The sequence below is a fragment of the Pedobacter sp. GW821-FHT01D05 genome (assembly GCF_059422505.1).
In genome coordinates this window covers 920,215-939,684 of sequence record NZ_JBWKXA010000001.1, presented here as the reverse complement: position 1 = coordinate 939,684, position 19,470 = coordinate 920,215, and the positions used below count along the sequence as shown (strand labels likewise).

Below are 19,470 nucleotides of genomic sequence, written 5' to 3'. Positions count from 1 at the left end.
AATAATTTAAAAACCATGTATTTCTTAGCGTTTGGTCGACATTATTTCGGTTAATTTTCCATTCATTTTTAGCTTTACCTTTTGAGGCGTGGGCGAAGTAATGCTGTAATATGTAATCTTGCCATCTCTCCACTTCATATCAACGGTAAAATTACCTCTGGCTTTTAATCCTTTAATTTCGCCAAAAGCTTTCCAGGCATCAGGAAGAGCAGGGAGCAGCTCGATAAAACCATCGTGACTTTGGATCAGCATTTCGGCAATAGCGGCCGATGCGCCAAAATTACCATCAATCTGAAAGGGCGGTCCTGCTGATAACATATTTGGATAAACACCTCCCCCGGCTCCATAGTTAATATCGGTTCTCAATGTAGGTTTTAAAATTTCTCTAAACAGTTTAAAAGCCCTGTTTCCATCCTGTAGCCTTGCCCAAAATAATTGTTTGTAGGCAATTGACCAACTTGGTCCATCATCTCCCCTCACTTCAAGCGTTTTCTTTGCCGCCTCAGCCAATGCGGGTGTTGATGTTGGCGTAATTAATCCGGCAGGATAAACCCCATATAAATGCGAGATATGGCGGTGTTGCGGATCGGTTTCTTTATAATCTTCCAGCCATTCCTGTATACGGCCATCTTTACTAATTATACCCACTGGCGGAATAGATTTTAATTTTTCCTGCAGCGAAGCACTAAAGGCGGCGTCAATTTTAAGCAGTTTAGCAGCCGTAATTACATTATTAAAAAGCTCTCTTACAATCTGATTATCGATGGTTGGCCCCATTGAAATGCTTGCTGTTTTTCCGTTTGGCAGGTAGAAAGTATTCTCTGGCGATACCGATGGCGAAGTAACCAACCAACCTGTTTTGGGATCTTTAACCAAAGCACTTTGGTAAAATGCAGCTGATCCTTTTAAGATCGGATAAATGCTTTTCAAGTATTTTAAATCACGACTATAGGCAAAATGATCCCATAGATTACTGCACAACCAGCCCGAACCTGCATTTGATGCACCCCATGAGGCACTTTCGCCAGGTTCGGTAAAGCCCCAAACGTTCGTAATTACGTGGGCAATCCATCCATCGGCATTGTAATAAGCTTTAGCTGTTTTTGAACCTGGTCCGGTTAAATTTCTTACCAATTCTGCCAGTGGAAGGTTTAACTCCGAAAGGTTAGCAGGCTCAATAGCCCAATGGTTCATCTGCACGTTTACATCTAAATGGTAATCGCCATTCCATGGGGTATTGATCTGGTTTGCCCATAAACCCTGAAGATTTGGTGGCAAAAGCCCTACCCTTGTACTGCTGATGCTTAAATAACGACCGAACTGAAAAAACAAAGCACTAAGTGAAACGTCATTTTTATAATCTTTGTAAAAACGTTCTAACCTTACATCTGTTGGCAGTTTGGCTGCTTCGCCTTCGCCTAAATTGATTTTTAACCTGTTGAAGAGTTTACCAAAATTTGAGGTATGATTGGCCAGTTGCAAACTGTAGGCCTTCTTTTTCGCGTTTTGTAAAACTTGTTTTACCCTCGCTTCAAAATCGGTATGTTTAAAATCGGTTTCTGCTGCAACGTAAATAATCAGTTCGGTTGCATTTTTCACTTTAAGAACGTTCCCTTCGCTTGTTACCGTACCATCTTTAAGTTTGGTACTCACACGACTCAGGTATTTCATCCCCTTACCATCAGTGCCATTATCGAGTTGGCCAAACATCAGCAGTTCATTGCCTTCGCTGGCTAATGTTGCTTTTTCTGGTCTGCTGATGGAAATATTACAATTTAGTTTTTTAGCTTGATCGGCTGTAATGCGGATGATATTTACATCATCATCAAAACTGCAGAAATACTCCCTTTTGTATTTTACGCCATTGAGCGTAAATTCGGCCACGGCAACAGCTTTATCTAATGATAAAGATCTTTTATATGCTTGTGCGCTTAGGTCTTTTACACCTGGATAATCAAAATCGAGCTGAAGGTTTCCAAGGGTTTGATATTTACCCCAGTTTGCGCCACCGGATCCCTGCCCTTTACAAACAAAATCGCGGTTAACCAACTCCTGAGCCTCATCGTTTTTACCTTCCAATATCAGCTGCCTGATTTTGGGCAAACTTTTGTAGGCTTCGTAATTGTTGGCATCTTGTTTTCCGCCACTCCACAAGGTAATGTCGTTCAATACAATATTCTCCCTGGTAATACCGCCATCTGGTGTCATACCGAGTTTACCATTACCTAAAGGAAGGGTTTCTTCCCAGATTTTGGCCGGTTTATCGTACCATAATGTTAAAGGTTTCTGCTGGGCAGTGGCATTTTTACCGATAAAAAATGAGCATAGTGTAATAATAATAAGTTGCTTTTTATACATTTTTCATTTGTGTGTTGTTGTACTATATCAATTGGATCCGGTTGTGGGGATCGTCATTTCGAGCGGACCCGATAGCTATCAGGTGCAACAAAGTGGGGAAATCTGCCTAGACAGATCTCTCCATTCCACTGCGTTTCAGTCGAGATGACGACATTACTGTTTATTCCAGAACCTGATTTCGCTCATATTGCTATAATTTCCATCACCAGTGGTTACATGTTTAATCCTGATGCGAATATAACGAATTGGTTTCCCTGCATTATCCAGTTCAGCAGTTATTGCATTTTTGCCATCATCGCTTCTGGTTACATCTTTTAAAAGTATCCATCCCTTACTTGTGGCTTCAGCTGGCCAACCATTATTACTGGCCGATAAAGTAGTTGTGGCGTTGGTTAAATCGGCTATTCCCCAAACCTCAAAACGATCCGGATTATTGCAACAATCTCTTCCGGTTTCTTCAACCCGTGATAAATTGGTATACACTTTACCTAAATCGAAAGTAATTACATGTGGCATGCCACTGTTACCTGCACTATGGAAAATATTTGGATAGCCCTGCGGTCCTACACTTCCATCCCAAAGTTTACTAATGCTCGTACCCGATTCGTAAGTTGGCGCATCACCTGGCAAACGCACTTCGCTAAAAAGCGAGCGATCGCACAGTACGTAAGTGAAAATTTTAGGGAAGGTAGAAAAATCAGTTACCGAAAATACATCCAGCGAGCCTTTCCCCGGAATGTAAGAAGACTTATAGGTAATATCTGTTCCGGCTTTATAATCTGTAAGTGTAATAGCGGTATCAGCCGGTAAAAGCGTTTTATCTACACTCGTACCTGTTGTATTGGTGTACCTGATTACCGTATTTACATTGATGGTATCGGGAGTCTTAAAATTTAGCTGAACTGAGCCATTGCTGTTTATCACGTATGGTGTGCTGGCATTGTAAGGCCTGTTTAATAGGCCAGACTGGTATAATGGCCCAAAAACCCGCACATTTCTTGCCTCTATGGGGATAGATTTATGCCCCTGAGCATCATACGAATAGATAGTAAAAGTATAGGTATACTCGCTCAAATTCGGAATAACCACTTTTATCGTATCTGTTGGGTTGTGACTGCTGGCCGTAACCACAACCGAATCGGCGTTGTTATTCCAATAAACCACATATTTACTTACACTTGGGTCGGGACTTGGATTCCACCATAATGCAGTTCTTAAATTACCAGGTTTGGTAACTATATTGGCCACACGGCCTGGGTAAATAATCTCCCCATCTTTTAAAAAATCTTTAAAAGCAAGATCATCTTTGGTACAGCTCAGTATTACTGTAACCAACAGCAATAACAAACCGCTAATTTTATATATACTTTTCATGTTCGAAAATTTAACTTCTTATATTAATTATCTTGGGTCGCCATAAAAGGCCATTTCCATGGCATGCGCAAAAGTACCGTTAGACCAAGTGGTGCTTACCGATAAACGGATGTAGCGGACTTTAGGGTTGGTTAGCGGAAAATTGAAACTTACACCTGCTTTTACAAAATCATTATCGGCGGTGGTATGTGCAACGGGTGCTGAGCCCGAAGGCGGATTGGGGTAGTTATAATTGCCCATGTTTATCCAATCGCCTATAACCGTACCAACCGGTGCAGACAAAGGCAGTTGCGCATCGCGTGGAACAGCTACATCAGATCCCCAAATGGAGAATACCTTTGGATTTCCGTGTCCGTAAGCAAATTTGTCTCCCCCGTCTGGTCTTTCCCATAAAATAAAACGGCTTAATTTTGCACTGATACCCAAACCAAATGTTGCTATTGCTGGCATTGCCCCACCTGGTGCTGTATGCCATCCGTTCGAGTTACCGTCTGTTTTACCATCCCACAAATAAGGAAGATCCCAGCCATAGGCAATTACCCCATCAGATGGGAGTCTGTACTGAAAAAACTTACCTCTATCCAGCAAGGTCTCAAAAAATGGAGTAACAGTTTTATAGGTCGTATCCGAAATGTTCCCAAAATTATCTGTTACATAATAACCAATCTTTTTAGCAACAGGTGCATAACCCCTAACAGAATAATCGAAAATTTCGGTTTTGCCATAATGCTGATCAATAACATCGGAAGTATTATTATCGCCAACATTTAGCAGAATGATCCCCAGATTATTTTTTAAGGGATTAGTTCCGGTAATTTTTATGCCTCCAAAATCAGCCTCGGCATTAATTGTTGGTTTTAAAAGCAGATATGGTGGCGTATCGGGGTTTACCTTTACCACAACAGGATCTGACTTAACCTCTGCCCTGCTTACCGCGTACAAAGTAACATCGTAACCCTGTTTTTTTGCAAAGCCATCTACCATAATAGAATCAGAATAATAACTCGATTTTGTTTCCCGTGTAGTTACTCCATTTATTTTATACTGCGCCAATACATACAATAGGTTTTTTGAGTTGGGCAAAGAATAGGTAATGTATGCGCCGCCATTAAAATTATCAACTTTAATGTTGGTTACCACTCCAGGCTTGGTCATATCTGAAGAAGCTGGATCGTTATAGGTTTCCATTTTTTTGCAGGCAGCAAAGCTGACTAAAACAGAAACGATAAAGATTAGGTAAATACTATTTTTAATATTTTTCATCATTTTGAATTTATTTTCAACGTTGATGAAGCGATGGTGCATGCGAACAACAATTATTGCTTAAACTACACCATGGTTTCATTTCTTTAAATATTTTAAACTACCAATAAGGGTTTTGAACTAAGTTTGGATTTACCACCAGGTCGTAGCTTTTAATCGGCCATAAATAGTCTTTTAAGCCAAACACCGGAATAAACTGTGTAGTTGGACGATAGTAATTAACGGCTTCTGCATTGTTTATGCTCCAGCCCTGTATCGGATTATTTAAAACTGCCTGAAGTTCTTTCCATCTTCTTAAATCCCAACCGCTCTGGCCTTCAAAACAAAGCTCAATTCTTCTTTCCTGATGAATAATCTGTCTCAAACCTTCTTTGGTGTTAAATTTATTCGGGTTTTTGGCGAAATTTGTCCACGAGGCCTGTACCCCTTGCAAACCCGCTCTTTGCCTTACTTTATCTACATAAGTAAATACTTCTGCCGTAGGCCCGTTCACTTCATTTAAAGCTTCTGCATAGAGTAAATATAAACCTGCCAATCTAATTAACGGCAAGCGGAAGGCTGAAGGCTGGAAACCATCATCATAAACTGATGCGTAGCTTACCAGTTTCTTAGGCCAATAACCTGTAATATTTAACCTGATGTTATCACTTGGTGCTGCAAAGCCGCTACCTCTTGCTGATACGTAATATAAAGGATTAGCTGGATCGTCCTGATTATTCCTTCCATTTCCAAACCAGATACCTCCGTCAAAAGCAATATCTGCATAGAAACGCGTTTCGCGGGCAAAATGGCCTTTTATGGTTTCGTACCCCTGCTGAATGTAATACCTGCTGGCATTATCGCCAACTTTAATGGTATTCCTGCCCGCATAATCCCAGGTTTTATCTTCAGTAATCGGCACACCATTAACCGTGTAAAAAAGTTCTTGTGTACTTATTGGGGCCGAAAAAGTAGAAGGATTGGAAAAATTATTAACGGCAGATTTAGCGGTAAGTCTAGGCGTTGCAAATCCTTGATAATTAAATTCAGGGTTTGATGCCCATATGATTTCGGAATTCAACTCCCATCTTTCTGCAACAGCATTCTGTACATCTAATTCTCTTTTTAACGAATCGGACAATTTGCCAACTGTTGATGGTGAGCTGAAGGTATACAATTTAATCCCTTGTGCTTCAGCGGCAGTAATGGCAACTTTTGCAGCATCAGCAGCTTTTTTCCATTTTTGGGCATCGTAAGCCGCAGGGAAAAGGCTAACACCATCTTTATCTTTAAAACTCACATAATCAGGATTACCGTTAAAAAGCGGGCTTGCTGCTGTAGTTAATACATCGGCCTTTACCGAAAGTGCAATTACACTGGTTACCCGGCCCAATTCGGTTGCCTGACTGGTAATAACAGCGGGCAGATCAGGAATAGCCTCATCTAACAGCGAAACAATATAATCTACTGTCTCGTTTACCGGAGCTCTTTTTATCCTTACCTCATCAGTAGTACTGTTTATGGCTAAATTAGTTTTAATCAGCGGTATTGGGCCATACATTTTAAATAACACATAATGATAGTAGGCTTTTAAAAATTTGGTTTCAGCGGTCCAGCGTTTCTTTTCTGCAGCACCTAAATCAATAGGTTTATCGATATTCTCGAGCATAATGTTACAGATTCTGATGGAGCGCCAAAGGCTATAACTCCCTTCTTCACCATCCCAAGTGTTTAAGCCCGGTTTTGCTGCAGTTTGTGTTCCTCTTAATAAATTAAAACCTGTTCTGTTAAAACCTTGGAAATTATCAAGTGTATTTGAATAAATCAATTCTGAAGAAGTGGTAAAGCTTGGGTTTGAAGCCACATCGTTCATCCGTTGCAGATAGGCATAACACGAGTACAGGTAGTTTTCGGCCTCGTTTCTGTTTCTAAAGGCATAATCGAGCGTACCAATATCATCAGGCGTTACATCAAGATATTTTTTACAGGATACAAAGCTGCAAAGCATTAAAACAATGCAACTGTATTTAAAATATTTTTTTATCGTTTTCATTATAAGGTTACGTTAAGACCAACATTGAATACCTTTTGTATTGGATAGGCAAAACCGTTTCCACCTTGCTCTGGGTCCCACATTTTAAAAGGACTCCAGGTAAGCAGGTTTAGCCCGTTGAAATAAATCCGGCAGGAATTCAGCTTTATTTTAGTAGAAATGCGCTGAGGCAGGGTATATCCAAGTTCTACAGATTTTAGCCGCATTAAGCGTCCGTTTCTCATCCACCAGGTACTGGTTTGTGCATTGTTTTCTAAATCGGCAGCATTAACAGCAAGCCTTGGATAAAGTGCATATAAATTCTGGTTTTCAGGCGACCAGTGGTTATCTGCAAAATCTTTCAATAATTGCGTATTTCCTAAAATATACTGCTGATTACTAGGCACAAAAGGACTCACCCGGGTTGGGTCGATAAAGAAGGTCATCCTATCCTGTCCGGTAAAAAAGGCAGAAAGATCGAAACCCTTGTACGATGAGCTGAAACCGAAACCATATACCACTTCAGGAGATTGAGGGAAACCGATATAAGCCTTATCAGCATCATCGATTCTACCATCGTTATTTAAATCGCGGTATTTAATATCGCCGGCTCTTGGCGCTTTACCGTTTGCTGAGAAAATTTGCGTTGGCGAGTTCTGTACTTCTTTATCATCAACAAACAGACGCTCGGCAATGTAACCAAAGTTTCGGCTAATCGGCTGCCCTGTGGTGTACCGATAAGACTCGGCCCATTGTGGTTCTTCATAATTAATGTATTTGTTTTTAGCAAAAGTTAAATTAGAGCGTACGGCGAAAGAAAATGCATTTACATTAAACTTATAATCTAACGATAAATCAACCCCTCTGGATCTGGCTTCACCAACATTTGCCCCTACACTGGCTTCTAAACCAAGTGTACTAGGCAGGTTGGCACGGCCCATATAAATATCGTAGCGATAATTATTATATACCTCGGCAATTAAATTTAAGTTTTTAAAAAGCGTAGCTTCTAATGCTAAATTGGTTTGTTGTGATGTTTCCCAGGTAACATCTTTATTTTCGTAATTGTTTATAAATACTCCACTACGGTTAGAGGCGCCATTAAACCCAAATTGAGCATAATTTCCTCCACCGTTTAAATTCACTTCAGAGATATAGAAGAAACGCTGCGCACCAATGGCATCGTTACCCACAATACCATAACTACCCCTTAATTTTAAGCGGTTAACCACATTGGCGATTCCACCAGTCCAAAATTTTTCGTTAGAAAGCACCCATCCGGCACCAATGGTTGGGAAAAAGCCAAAACGATGGTCTTCTGAAAACCTTTCAGATCCATTATAGCCGAAATTAGATTCTAAAAAGTATCTGCTTTTATACGAATAAGTTAATCGTCCGGCTAAACCTAAATTCCGGTAAGGAAGCGAATTCTGTAAGGAACTGGCATTGCTGTACACCGTTTGTTGCGCAGTACCAATTAAAGTACCACTAACATTATGATTACCAAAAGCTTTATCATAATTTAATGATGCCTGTGCATATAAAAAAGTATTGATATTGGTATTACCTGGATTATACGACAGGTATTCTTGCGCAATATTCGGTGCACCGCCCGTTACAGATGAATTAAGCCAGTTTAAAACATAGGTATTGCTCTGCTTGTCGTAAGAACCTATATTATAATAAAATGGAGAATATGCTCTTTGCGAATCGAAATAAGAGTATCTGTTGGTGCTAAAAATAGATTTAAATGAAAGGCCTTCGGTAAAGAAGTCTAATTTTTGATTGACTTCAAATTGTGCTGACATACGCGATTCAGACGAATTTTTATGTCCGCGTAACATCGCAGCATAAGGATTATTGTCTAAAATACTGTTTACACCCGCCCCACCTCTATTTCCAAATAAAATATGTTGTGCGTTTTGATTGGCCGCATCGGCAGGGTAAAATGCAGGAAACGAAACCGGACTGGTGTGTACCGCAATATTATATAAATCGGTAGAAAAACCGCCGTCTGTTGCCAAAGGACCATTATATTCACTAAAATTACCCGATAGGCGCACCACCATTTCGGTGGTCTTACTTAAATCGATGTTAATGTTTGAGCGTAATTGGTAATTACGGAATTTCACATTATTATCGTTGTTATTCCGCTCATCCTCTTTAAGTATACCATTATCTAAATTGTAAGAACCTGCAATGTAATAGCGGGCAACGCCACCACCACCGCTAATACCAATATTAGCCCTTTGTGTGCTGGTCCGTTTTTTAAATAACATATCTAACCAATCTACGGCCGGATAAACGTATTCATTATAACCAGGACTTTTATTTATTGTAGCCTGTGTATTAATAATCTGGTTAGGTGTAAACATCGGATCCATGCCTCTGCCAATAGCAGCTTCGTTAAAAAGCTTCATATACGTAATTGGATCGGCAAGTTGTAAACTCTTTACCGATTGAGAACCAGAGTTTTCTAATCGGAAGCTTATTTTGGCTTTACCTTCTTTACCTGATTTCGTGCTGACTAAAATTACGCCATTTGCACCCCTTGCACCGTATAATGCGGTAGCACTTGCATCTTTCAGGATAGAAAAGCTTTCAATATCATCAACCTGTAAGCGGGCAAGGTCTGAAGCACTAAGCTCTACATTATCGATTAAAATAAGCGGATCCTGTTTATAACCAAAAGTAGTTACCCCACGGATAAAAAACTGCGAGTTATCCTGCCCTGGCTGCCCACTGCGCTGATAACCAATTACCCCCGCTATCTGACCTGAAAGGGCGTTTGTAAGGTTACTAGACGGTATTTTAAGGTTACCCACTTTTACGGTAGTAACAGAACCTACCAATGCTTCTTTACGTTGTTTCTGCCCTAGCGCGGTAATTACTACCTCTTCTGACAGCATATTTTCTTCAGTTAATTTAATGTTCAGCACATTGGCTGCACCAACTGTTGCCCTTTGCTCCCTGTATCCTACATATGAAAATCTCAGTATTTCTCCAGGTGTTACATCGAGTACAAACTTTCCATTATTATCGGTCTGTGTACCCACATTAACCTTGTTTACCACTGCTACAGTTACCCCAGGCAACCCTACCCCAAGCGTATCTGTAACCTTACCCGTAATGGTTTTCTTTCCCGTTTGAGAAAAACCTTTATTGGGTATAAAAATCAGGAAGAATACAAGAATCGAACCCGTCAATACCATTGCATTTCTTAACCTGTTGGGCACCGATAAGTGCCCACAAAACAAAAATAATTGCTTCATTTGCTAATTAGCTTTTAAATGAGTGAATTAAAACTATTTAAGATAGATGTAAGTAGACAGCAGTATTAGTGCCCTTTAAGATTTTGTAGATCTGCTGGTCGCCATTTAGCGATCATGAAAGAAAGAAATTGCTTTCCTGTAAAGTAATTTGTAAAATTTCTCATATTTTTTGGTTATTTGGTTAATGAAAATGTAATCGGGACTGGAACAATTATTACAAAAGCTCATTTAATTGTTTCGCATATATAAACGAAACTAAGCGCTTAAATGCAAGCAAATCACCTTTTTGTCCTATCCTATCCTATCCTACTATTTCCGAATACAATTATAAACCAAAAAATTTAATATTCCAACTTTCTAAAAATAAATCGTTTAAGAATAATCAGCAGGATTGAATCAGCACATCAGTGGCTGTCTAAAAATGAATAATAAGTTGTTCTCCTTAATGTTTTGGAAATGACCGGTTCTGCCCTTTTTGGTAGTTTTCAGCCCCTTTCACCGTTATTTCCAGTGAAGAACCAGAACCACTGCGATCGCGTAGCAACAAAGTGCTGGTGCTTGTGGCAACATACAAGGAGCAGACCTTTCGATTATAAACCTGACAGCAGCGAACACGTAGTGCAACGAAGTAAAGCGAATGGCAGGACTACATTAGCCAAAAACCACAGTCCATTCATTTCCAAATTAAAAGAAAATCGTGATGTAATTTAGAAACTTCTAAGCTGTTGATAAGATTGGCCAGTTTAGAAGTATGAATTTAAGAACAGCTGTTGCTGCGAAGTTTACACTAAAGTGAATTCCTTCTCATCAGTTTATTCTCCATAATATGTTTTATGGGTTTCAAACTGAGTACAAATTCGGCGGCCAGGCGGCCCATATGCGCAAAATCGATTGAAAATGTAGTAATCCCGTCAAATATGATCTCTTTCACATTATCATCATTATGCGATAGAATACCTAAATCTTTGCCCACCTTTAATCCTTTTACCTTGGCATCTTTTAACATTGCCCAAAGTTCGAGGTTGTGGATAGTAAAATAAACCTTATCGGGTGCAATACTGCCAGATTCATAACTGTTTTTAATTACACCATTAATCTTAAACTCTTTTATGAAACGTTTAAATGAAACCAGTACTTCATTGGGCTCTGCGGACGATGGTTTAAAAAAGAAAACAAACTCCGAAAACTCTTTTATACGGGGTGCCAGTTGCAAAAAAGCATTATAAGAAGCTTTCTCAAACTCCTGAACGATGTAAGAATACTCGCCCTTCAGCGCAACATAGCGATCCACGATCAGCAGTTTTTCTTTTGGTAACTGTTCTAGTATTTCTTTGGCTTCGTTACTTTCTATTGGTGCAATAACGTACAAACCATACTGCCCTTTATTGCTGTTGATGATCGATTCGAAAACACTTAAATTATTGTGGTGGAAATATACATCAACCTGAATATTTTCGCCTAAATGGTCGCGGAAGTTCTGGTAAAAAGTTTCCTGAAAGGTATCGAACGCATAAATTAATAAACAAATCTTAAGGTGTTGTTCAGTATCATCGGTTGCCACAAAATAACCTCTTCTGTTTTTCGATTCTAAAATGCCTCTGCTAATGAGTTCTTTATAGGCCTTGCCGATGGTTTCTTTGGCAAAACCTGTTTCCCTCATCATTTCGTTAACTGAAGGCAGAATATCTCCCTTAGCAATCAGTTTATGGTTTAGGCCATTAATGATTCCCTGAACAAGTTGTTCGTGTTTCGATAAAGAATTTATAATGCTCAAATTCTTGATTTCAATGAACAGCTTTTCTTTATTCATGCAACTTCATTTAGTTTATAATCGATTTAGGTTAAGGTAATTTTGCTCGAAATATATAAATTTAATAGAGATTATTGGTAAAAAAATTTTATGCCTGGTTACTGGTCCCCCCCGTGGTCTGTGTCCTCACAGACCACCTTCGGGCTATCGGTTGGTATCTCACTAACATGAACCAATAATTAGTTGCCCCGGAGACGCAAATTATCACGGAGGTATTTTTCTGTGGTTCCGTGTTTCCGTGGCAAAAAACAGGAAGATTATTGCAACTTCAACTAAAGGCATTTGTAACAACAGCTATCGTAAATCGTCTAAAACTTTTAACGAACTCAAAATGTTTAACTAATAAAAAAGAAAAGAACATGGGAATTTTAAAAACAGCAATTATTGGCGCCGCAGTTTATGCTGGCGTAAAATATATCACAAAGAAAGATCCAATTACCGGACAATCGATAGTTGATGAACTATTAGATAAAGCTCCAGAATGGGTAGATAAAGCAAAAGGATATACCGAAGACCTGAAAACCAGGGCAAGTAATGCTGCCGAAGATTTAGCCAGATGAATACCTGGAAGAAAGCAGGAACTCCAATACACAAGATACCTCTTTCTTTAAAAATTTCAAACAAAAACGTCCCGATTTAAACCGGGACGTTTTTGTTTTCTGTGTCAGATGGCAACATCTGACACCACTATACACCAGCAGTGTCTGAGGGCAGCATCTGACACCATTTTTACCACTATCGGATTTAAAAAGCATCAAACCAAAGTTTGGTGGTTAATAAATCGGCACCCTGGCTACTTACCGCATTTTTATAATTTTGTCCGTTTAATGATTGCTCTGTACCAGGATATATAAAGCGTACCGGAATCTGTCCGTTCAAAACGGTATTTACTGAAGCGGTTAACTGCGGATAATCTAACCTTCTTCTTTCCGCCCAGGCTTCTAAACCCTGACCAAACAAAGCGATCCATTTCTGCTCACCGATTGATTTTTTATAATTACCAGCATCATATTGTACGGAAGCCTGATTTAGATAATCATCAACCGCACTTCCACCTATACTGTATTGATCAAAGGATGCCCTGATGGCCTGCTTATAGAGGTCAGCTGCATTTTCTGTAGTAAAACCTCTTGCAGCGGCTTCTGCCCTATCAAAAAGCAGTTCGGCATAACTAAAAATCACTGCAGGTGCTTTTGGTGCTAAAAAATAAGTTCCTGGTCTGGAAGAATTTGCCAAACCTATTGCACTGGCTTCTGAATTTGTTGAGCCATTCGGAATGCCTACATACGTTTGAGGCGTGGCATTATCAGTTTTGCTTGCATAAACTGGTAATCTGGGATCATTTAGCGCAAAAAGTTTATCCACGATGGTTTTGCTGATCCGGTAATCATTTCTGGTTTCGAATGAGGCTGCTACCGGATTTTGCTGAGGTGAATCACTGTAGAACAGTTGTGCATTCTCCGATTTGCTATTAATATAAGTACCACCTTCAGCCTGTACTTCATCAATTACCTGTTTGGCTTTAGCCGGCTCTTTATCTGCAATGCGTAAAGCGATGCGAAGGCGTAAAGAATTGGCAAACTTTTTCCATAAAGCAATATTACCACTATAAATCACATCTCCACCTATAACTTTTCCTGAAGCTGGATCTAAAGTTGCCTGAGCAGTCTTTAAATCGTTAAGAATACCATAATAAACATCCTTTTGTTTATCGTAAACCGGCGTAACAAACTGTTTAATTTTTCCAGCCTGTGAATATGGTATATCCCCATAAGCGTCGGTAAGTAACAAAAATACCCACGACCTTAACACAAGTGCAACTCCTTTATAGTTTGGATTGCCTTGTGCATCGCCCAGTTCGATAATTTTATTAAAGCCAGCAATACTTTGTGCGTAGCCAGTAGACCATAAAGCCGTAAAGCTACTGTTCGAAAAGATAAACCGATCTTCTTCTGTATACTGAACTTTAGCCCAGTGTTGTACAAAAAGCAAGCTCGAGTTCATATTATTGGTTACCCCCCAATACGTATCAGCTGTAGTTTTAGTGGTACCAGTAAGTAAATAATCGGGTTGAGGAATTTCTGGTGCATTCGGATTAATATTCACCTCATCAAGCTCTTTATTGCAAGATGAAAATGCAATTGCCAGAATGGCCAATATATATAGTTTTTTATTTTTCATGATGGTCAGATTAAAATTTAACATTCAGGTTGATACCGTAACTGCGTGTGCTCGGGTTAGAAAGACTTTCCAACCCCTGTCCGTTACCCGTATTAAAGGCTACTTCCGGATCGATATCTACTGTATTGCGGTGGATAATCCAAAGGTTGCGCCCCACAAGTGATACTGAAACGCCTTGTAAACTTAATGGGCGGAGCCATTTTGCTGGCAAATTGTAACTAAGCTTAACTTCACGAAGCTTAACGTAAGAAGCATCGAAAATATTGGCTTCATCGATATTCCTGAACGATTTATAATATTGTTGGGCAGGTAATACTTTTTCATTACGTTTACCATCAGCCGTTACGCCATCAAAAACAATCCCGTCATCATAAACCGTTACACCTGCCGGAGCGGTTCCGTTTACCCTTACGGTGCCATTTTCCTTTTTATTATCTGGATAATAGTAAGAAATACCACCGTATTCTGCTGCTCTTCCCGGAAGCGTAGAAGCTAAAACTCCGGTATAAGTACCTGTTGCATAGGTACCATTGTAGATAGAACCTCCGATACTCGCATCAACCAATACACCTAAACTTATACCTTTATATGTGAAGGTATTGTACACCCCGCCAATCCAGTCTGGTGTATATTTTCCCAATACCTGTTTGGTTGGATTTGTAGCTGGTGCACCTGTAGCGTTTACAATGATATTTCCATTGCCATTTCTTAAAAAGGCTGTTCCAAAAAGCGATCCATAAGGTTGTCCAACGGTAGCAATCACCTGCGCTGAATTGGTAGCAACAATGTAATTCGTTAATAATTTCTCCGCATCGAGCTCAATTACCCTACTCCTGTTTGCAGCGAAATTGAAATCAATGTCCCAGGTAAACTGTTTTTTAATTGGTGTAATGCCCAACTGTGCTTCTATGCCTTTGTTATTTATTTTTCCGGCATTAAGCAGTTTTGAGCTAAATCCGGTACTTTGACTTACATCGGCTGCCAAAATCTGATTGTAGCTATTGGTATTGTATGCACTTAAATCGAAACGTAACCTTTTGTTAAAGAATACCGCCTCAACGCCCAGTTCTGTTGAAGTGGTAGTTTCTGGTTTAAGGTTAGGATTAAGGTCGATATTACTTGTGGTAAGCTGAGGGTTTGCATTAAACGGCGCACTAAATGCATAAGTATTGATCAAACGATAAGGATCGGCATCTTTACCTACTTTAGACCAGCCTCCACGTATTTTCAAATAGTTAAGCGCTTCACTTTTAATGTCAAATGCTTCTGTTGCTACAAAACTTCCGTTAAACGACGGGTAAAAATACGATCTATTTTGCGCTGGTAAGGTAGATGACCAATCGTTACGGGCTGTGATGTTTGCAAACAGGTAATTCCTGAAACCAAGCTGTCCGGATGCATAAACACTGTAAGATTTTAATCTTGATAAATTATTTGATGAAATCAGCGGATCACGAGAATTTTTAAGTGTATATAGCCCTGCGATGGCCAATTTAGGTGCACTTTGATCGTTCTGCTCGATATATTGCCTGCGGATGTTCCCACCACCTAACAATTCGAGACTAAAATCATCATTCAACTGTTTGTTAAAGTTTAATGTTGCATCGGTATTATTTTCACTTACTGTAAAGGCACTTTCTGTATAAGAACCGAAAGGCGTTCCGTTGGTTCCATAGGCAATCCGCACTTTACGTCTATCATTATAATAATCCGTTCCTGATCTGAAATTTAAATCAAGTCCATCAATAATCTTATAATTCAGGGCTAAACTTCCAATAATCCGGCTACGGTTTTGCGATACGGTATTTTCGTAAGCTACCCAATAAGGATTGCTGTAATAGCTATTGTTCCAGTTAAACGTTTTTCCATTTTCATCCAAATAATCTTTTAATTGGTTGATATCAACCTGACGGCCAAACCAGGTAAACTGCAACATGGTACTGGTTGATCTTGAACCTCCTGTTCCAGGTAAATTATCAGAATTAAGTTTGCTATAATTTGCATTGGCAGTTAAGGTTAACTTCGGTGTTATTTTTAATGATGTATTCAGCACAAACGAATTTTTGCCCTGACCAGAGTTAGGCACTATACCAACCTGTTTCAGGTTATTGTATGAAATCCGGTAATCATACTTTTCGCCGGCATCTGCAACAGATACCCCATTATTTAATGAATATCCGGTCTGAAAGAAATCGCGCACATTATCGGGATGCGCAACAAATGGAACGGCCACTCCCTTCGAATAGAATTGTGGAATTAATCTACCATCCAATTTCGGACCCCAGCTTTCATCTACCCCATCGTTAACGCCTTTACCTGCACCATCTACATAGCTAAATTTGCCTTCCGATCCCTGACCGAAGGCATTTTGATATACAGGTAATGTAAGCAAAGTTTCCAATACTGCATTTGAGTTGATGGCAATGCCCAATCCTTTTTTCGATTTACCGGTTTTGGTTTTAATGAGTATAACCCCTGCAGCAGCCCTCGAGCCGTATAATGCAGCGGCATTTGGTCCTTTTAACACACTTATCGATTCTATATCTTCCGGATTAATATCCGAAATGGTATTCGCATAATCCCTTGCCCCTGCAGAGTTTAACTGAGCGTTATCTACCGGAATTCCATCAACCACAAATAAAGGCTGGTTATTTCCAGCAATAGACGTTTCTCCCCTGATGACCACACGAGACGAGCCCATGCTTCCCTGGCTGTTGGTTACCCGTACACCAGCTATTTTTCCGGCGAGTGCATTTACCAGGTTCGATTCTTTTGCTTCAGCTACACGGTCCCCTTTCAATTCCTGAACCGCATAACCCAGCGACTTTTTCTCCCTGGAAATCCCCAAAGCCGTAACCACTACTTCATCAAGCGCATTATCGCTTGACTGAAGAATGACCGAAATGGGGCCAGCATTTTTATTGATTTGTATCTCCTGGCTTTTAAAACCGATATATGAAAATATCAATGTGCCCTTATCGGGTGCATGAATTGAAAAAGCCCCTTTTGCATCAGAAATAGTAGCTTGCCTGGTTTCTTTTATTGATACAGAAACGCCAGGCAGTGTTTCGCCATCTGCCGACTTTACCGTTCCGGTAACCGTTACATCCTGAGCAGAAAGCTTTTGTGCCAGGAAGAGCAGCAGGATAAACGTTATTGATTTTAAATTTTTAAACATATTGTGTAGTTAATTAGTTAAAAAGGGATAATATTTTTGGGCAAAACAATTCCACTACGACTAAAACGTATTGTTTTAAAAAAAATAAAAAGGAATGGTTAGCCTAAAGAAGCCTGTTAAAATGGAGCGATTTTAACAGGGCATGCGCATTCGGAAGGATGCATTAAGGTGTGCATTAATGGCTTTTAGCTCGTCTGTTTTTTTCATTTGAATAATTTTCTTTAAACCGTATTTACTTATCAAGCTTGCATCGGGGCAAAAAAAAAGCACCCCCATAAATCAGAAGTGCTCCATATATTCTTATAAGGATAACGCAATCAACTGACTTAACTACCCCAGATTCATCTGAGATGGAATTAGCACCATTTCTAAAAATTAGATGGTTGCTAAGGCTTCATAGGGCCATTCCCTCCGCCTTTCTTGATAAGTATTTTAAAATAACTGCTGCAAAGGTATAATTAATTCCATTTATCCTATAGTTTTTATAGATTTTTATTGAAAAATTTTTTCTTTCCCAATTACATCCATATCTTTGTCTACTAATTTAGTCGTCAATACACATCCCAATGAAACTTAAATCCCTTTCAATAGCCATATTGGCTATATCAACAACTTTTATCTATGCCCAGGAACATAATACTTTACCCAATCAGGTAGTAAAACTCAACAAAATAAAATCTAAAGCCTTTGTTGCCCTCGGCAATTGGCGTGGAATAGCCAAGGTAAAGGAAGGTCTGGAAATTCCTTTTAATTTCGAGATCAATGAAAAAAGCGGTCAGCAGAAATTATATTTCCGCAATGCTGAAGAAAGTTTCGAAGGTGGCCTTGTAAAACAAACGGCCGATTCGCTTTTTGTAAAACTTGATCAGTTTGATAATGAATTCGCATTTGCGATAGATGGAGACCAATTAACAGGTACATTAAGGAAACAGGATAAAGCTGGCAAACCTTTGGTAATTGTTGCTGAAAGGAAAAATTACCGTTTTAAAACAACAGGTAAACCTGCAACGGCAGATTATTCTGGCAGTTATGATGTAGTTTTTAAATCGCCAAATGGTAAGGAAGAAAAAACAGTAGGTTTATTTAAGCAAAGCGGAAACAAACTTACCGGCACTTTTCTACGTGTAACAGGCGATTCGCGTTATCTGGAAGGTGTAGTGGAAGGAAATGAATTTCAACTTTCGAGCTTTATTGGCTCCTCTCCTGCCTATTACAAAGGAACTTTTCAGTCAGATGGCTCATTAACAGGCGAAATTTTAGGTGCAAGGGGAAGCCAGCCTCTTACCGGAACTAAAAATAAAGATGCTGCCCTGCCCGATCCTTACAAACTTACCTACCTGAAAAAAGGATACAAAACGCTTGATTTTAGTTTTCCTGATGTAAACGGCAAAAAGATTTCGTTAAAGGATGAAAAATATAAAAACAAGGTGGTGATTTTAACCATAACCGGAAGCTGGTGCCCAAATTGTGTTGACGAAGCTACTTTTATTGCACCCTGGTATAAAGAAAACAAGAAACGTGGTGTAGAAATTATTGCTTTGCATTATGAGCGCTCAACCGAACCCGAATATGCAAAAAAGGTGATGACACGTTTCCGCGAACGTTTTGGCATTGAATACGATCAGGTTATTGCAGGTACTGCCGATAAGCAGGTGGTATCTGAATCGTTGCCTGCACTCGATTCTTTTTTATCATTCCCAACCACGATAATTATTGATAATCAGGGCAATGTAGCGCAGATCCATACGGGCTTTAACGGTCCGGCAACCGGTAAATTTTATGATGAATTTGTGAAAGAATTTAATACTGAGATTGATACGTTACTGAAGAAATAGGCATAGTACCTTAATTTCTTATCGGTTGGTGTCTCACCAACCGAAATAGAACTTCCGTGATTTCCGTGCTTCCGTGGCAAATTAAATAGTAGCACAGGCAAGCCGCTCCAAATAGTAAATAATAATTCATAATGTATCGTTTTTGTAAAGCAGGTGCAGTGCTTTTCGGTGTGGACAGTCCTTCTTTT

The 19,470-nt window shown here is 39.5% G+C and carries 10 protein-coding genes and 1 riboswitch; of the genes, 2 read left to right on the top strand and 8 right to left on the bottom strand.

The window, feature by feature from the left end; genetic code table 11:
• Positions 1 to 24 precede the first annotated feature (24 nt).
• The 6 genes from AC07VK_RS03780 to AC07VK_RS03755 all read right to left on the bottom strand — a co-directional run bounded on the left by AC07VK_RS03780 (position 25) and on the right by AC07VK_RS03755 (position 12,088).
• The gene (locus tag AC07VK_RS03780) at positions 25 to 2,358 is read right to left on the bottom strand and encodes a glycoside hydrolase family 95 protein (RefSeq protein ID WP_492958439.1); all 2,334 of its coding nucleotides are present in this window, start codon (positions 2,356 to 2,358) and stop codon (positions 25 to 27) included.
• A gap of 153 nt (positions 2,359 to 2,511) precedes the next feature.
• Entirely contained in the window at positions 2,512 to 3,732 is a 1,221-nt protein-coding gene (locus AC07VK_RS03775) for a DUF4998 domain-containing protein (protein ID WP_492958437.1), read from the bottom strand.
• Between the two features lie 27 nt (positions 3,733 to 3,759).
• Positions 3,760 to 4,998, bottom strand: a complete 1,239-nt coding sequence (locus AC07VK_RS03770; protein ID WP_492958435.1) for a DUF5000 domain-containing lipoprotein — start codon at positions 4,996 to 4,998, stop codon at positions 3,760 to 3,762.
• Positions 4,999 to 5,095: 97 nt separating this feature from the next.
• A complete protein-coding gene (locus tag AC07VK_RS03765) occupies positions 5,096 to 7,027 on the bottom strand; it encodes a RagB/SusD family nutrient uptake outer membrane protein (RefSeq protein ID WP_492958433.1) in 1,932 nt (643 codons plus the stop codon).
• Complete coding sequence (locus AC07VK_RS03760) at positions 7,027 to 10,278, bottom strand: SusC/RagA family TonB-linked outer membrane protein (protein WP_492958431.1); 3,252 nt, start codon at positions 10,276 to 10,278, stop codon at positions 7,027 to 7,029. Before AC07VK_RS03760 ends, AC07VK_RS03765 begins: the two co-directional genes overlap by 1 nt.
• Before the next feature lie 787 nt (positions 10,279 to 11,065).
• Positions 11,066 to 12,088 carry a GntR family transcriptional regulator gene (locus tag AC07VK_RS03755; RefSeq protein ID WP_492958429.1) on the bottom strand — a complete coding sequence of 341 codons (1,023 nt, stop codon included), beginning with the start codon at positions 12,086 to 12,088 and terminating at the stop codon, positions 11,066 to 11,068.
• Between the two features lie 359 nt (positions 12,089 to 12,447).
• Between AC07VK_RS03755 and AC07VK_RS03750 the strand changes: the two genes are divergently transcribed.
• A complete protein-coding gene (locus AC07VK_RS03750; RefSeq protein WP_492958427.1) occupies positions 12,448 to 12,648 on the top strand; it encodes a YtxH domain-containing protein in 201 nt (66 codons plus the stop codon).
• Between the two features lie 184 nt (positions 12,649 to 12,832).
• Here AC07VK_RS03750 and AC07VK_RS03745 read toward each other — a convergent pair whose 3' ends face one another.
• Positions 12,833 to 14,269, bottom strand: a complete 1,437-nt coding sequence (locus AC07VK_RS03745; RefSeq protein ID WP_492958425.1) for a SusD/RagB family nutrient-binding outer membrane lipoprotein — start codon at positions 14,267 to 14,269, stop codon at positions 12,833 to 12,835.
• A 10-nt stretch (positions 14,270 to 14,279) separates the two neighbouring features.
• On the bottom strand, positions 14,280 to 17,447 hold the full coding sequence (locus AC07VK_RS03740) for a SusC/RagA family TonB-linked outer membrane protein (RefSeq protein ID WP_492958423.1): 3,168 nt from the start codon (positions 17,445 to 17,447) through the stop codon (positions 14,280 to 14,282).
• A 323-nt stretch (positions 17,448 to 17,770) separates the two neighbouring features.
• Positions 17,771 to 17,877, bottom strand: a riboswitch (SAM riboswitch).
• Positions 17,878 to 18,013: 136 nt separating this feature from the next.
• On the opposite strand from AC07VK_RS03740, the gene AC07VK_RS03735 reads away from it, so the two are divergent.
• Entirely contained in the window at positions 18,014 to 19,282 is a 1,269-nt protein-coding gene (locus AC07VK_RS03735) for a peroxiredoxin family protein (protein WP_492958421.1), read from the top strand.
• Positions 19,283 to 19,470: the final 188 nt, after the last annotated feature.

Excerpts from the sequence above, each read along its gene's own strand:
- AC07VK_RS03780 (WP_492958439.1), bottom strand. The coding sequence starts at position 2,358 with ATGTATAAAAAGCAACTTATTATTATTACACTATGCTCATTTTTTATC.
- AC07VK_RS03775 (WP_492958437.1), bottom strand. The coding sequence starts at position 3,732 with ATGAAAAGTATATATAAAATTAGCGGTTTGTTATTGCTGTTGGTTACA.
- AC07VK_RS03770 (WP_492958435.1), bottom strand. The coding sequence starts at position 4,998 with ATGATGAAAAATATTAAAAATAGTATTTACCTAATCTTTATCGTTTCT.
- AC07VK_RS03765 (WP_492958433.1), bottom strand. The coding sequence starts at position 7,027 with ATGAAAACGATAAAAAAATATTTTAAATACAGTTGCATTGTTTTAATG.
- AC07VK_RS03760 (WP_492958431.1), bottom strand. The coding sequence starts at position 10,278 with ATGAAGCAATTATTTTTGTTTTGTGGGCACTTATCGGTGCCCAACAGG.
- AC07VK_RS03755 (WP_492958429.1), bottom strand. The coding sequence starts at position 12,088 with ATGAATAAAGAAAAGCTGTTCATTGAAATCAAGAATTTGAGCATTATA.
- AC07VK_RS03750 (WP_492958427.1), top strand. The coding sequence starts at position 12,448 with ATGGGAATTTTAAAAACAGCAATTATTGGCGCCGCAGTTTATGCTGGC.
- AC07VK_RS03745 (WP_492958425.1), bottom strand. The coding sequence starts at position 14,269 with ATGAAAAATAAAAAACTATATATATTGGCCATTCTGGCAATTGCATTT.
- AC07VK_RS03740 (WP_492958423.1), bottom strand. The coding sequence starts at position 17,447 with ATGTTTAAAAATTTAAAATCAATAACGTTTATCCTGCTGCTCTTCCTG.
- AC07VK_RS03735 (WP_492958421.1), top strand. The coding sequence starts at position 18,014 with ATGAAACTTAAATCCCTTTCAATAGCCATATTGGCTATATCAACAACT.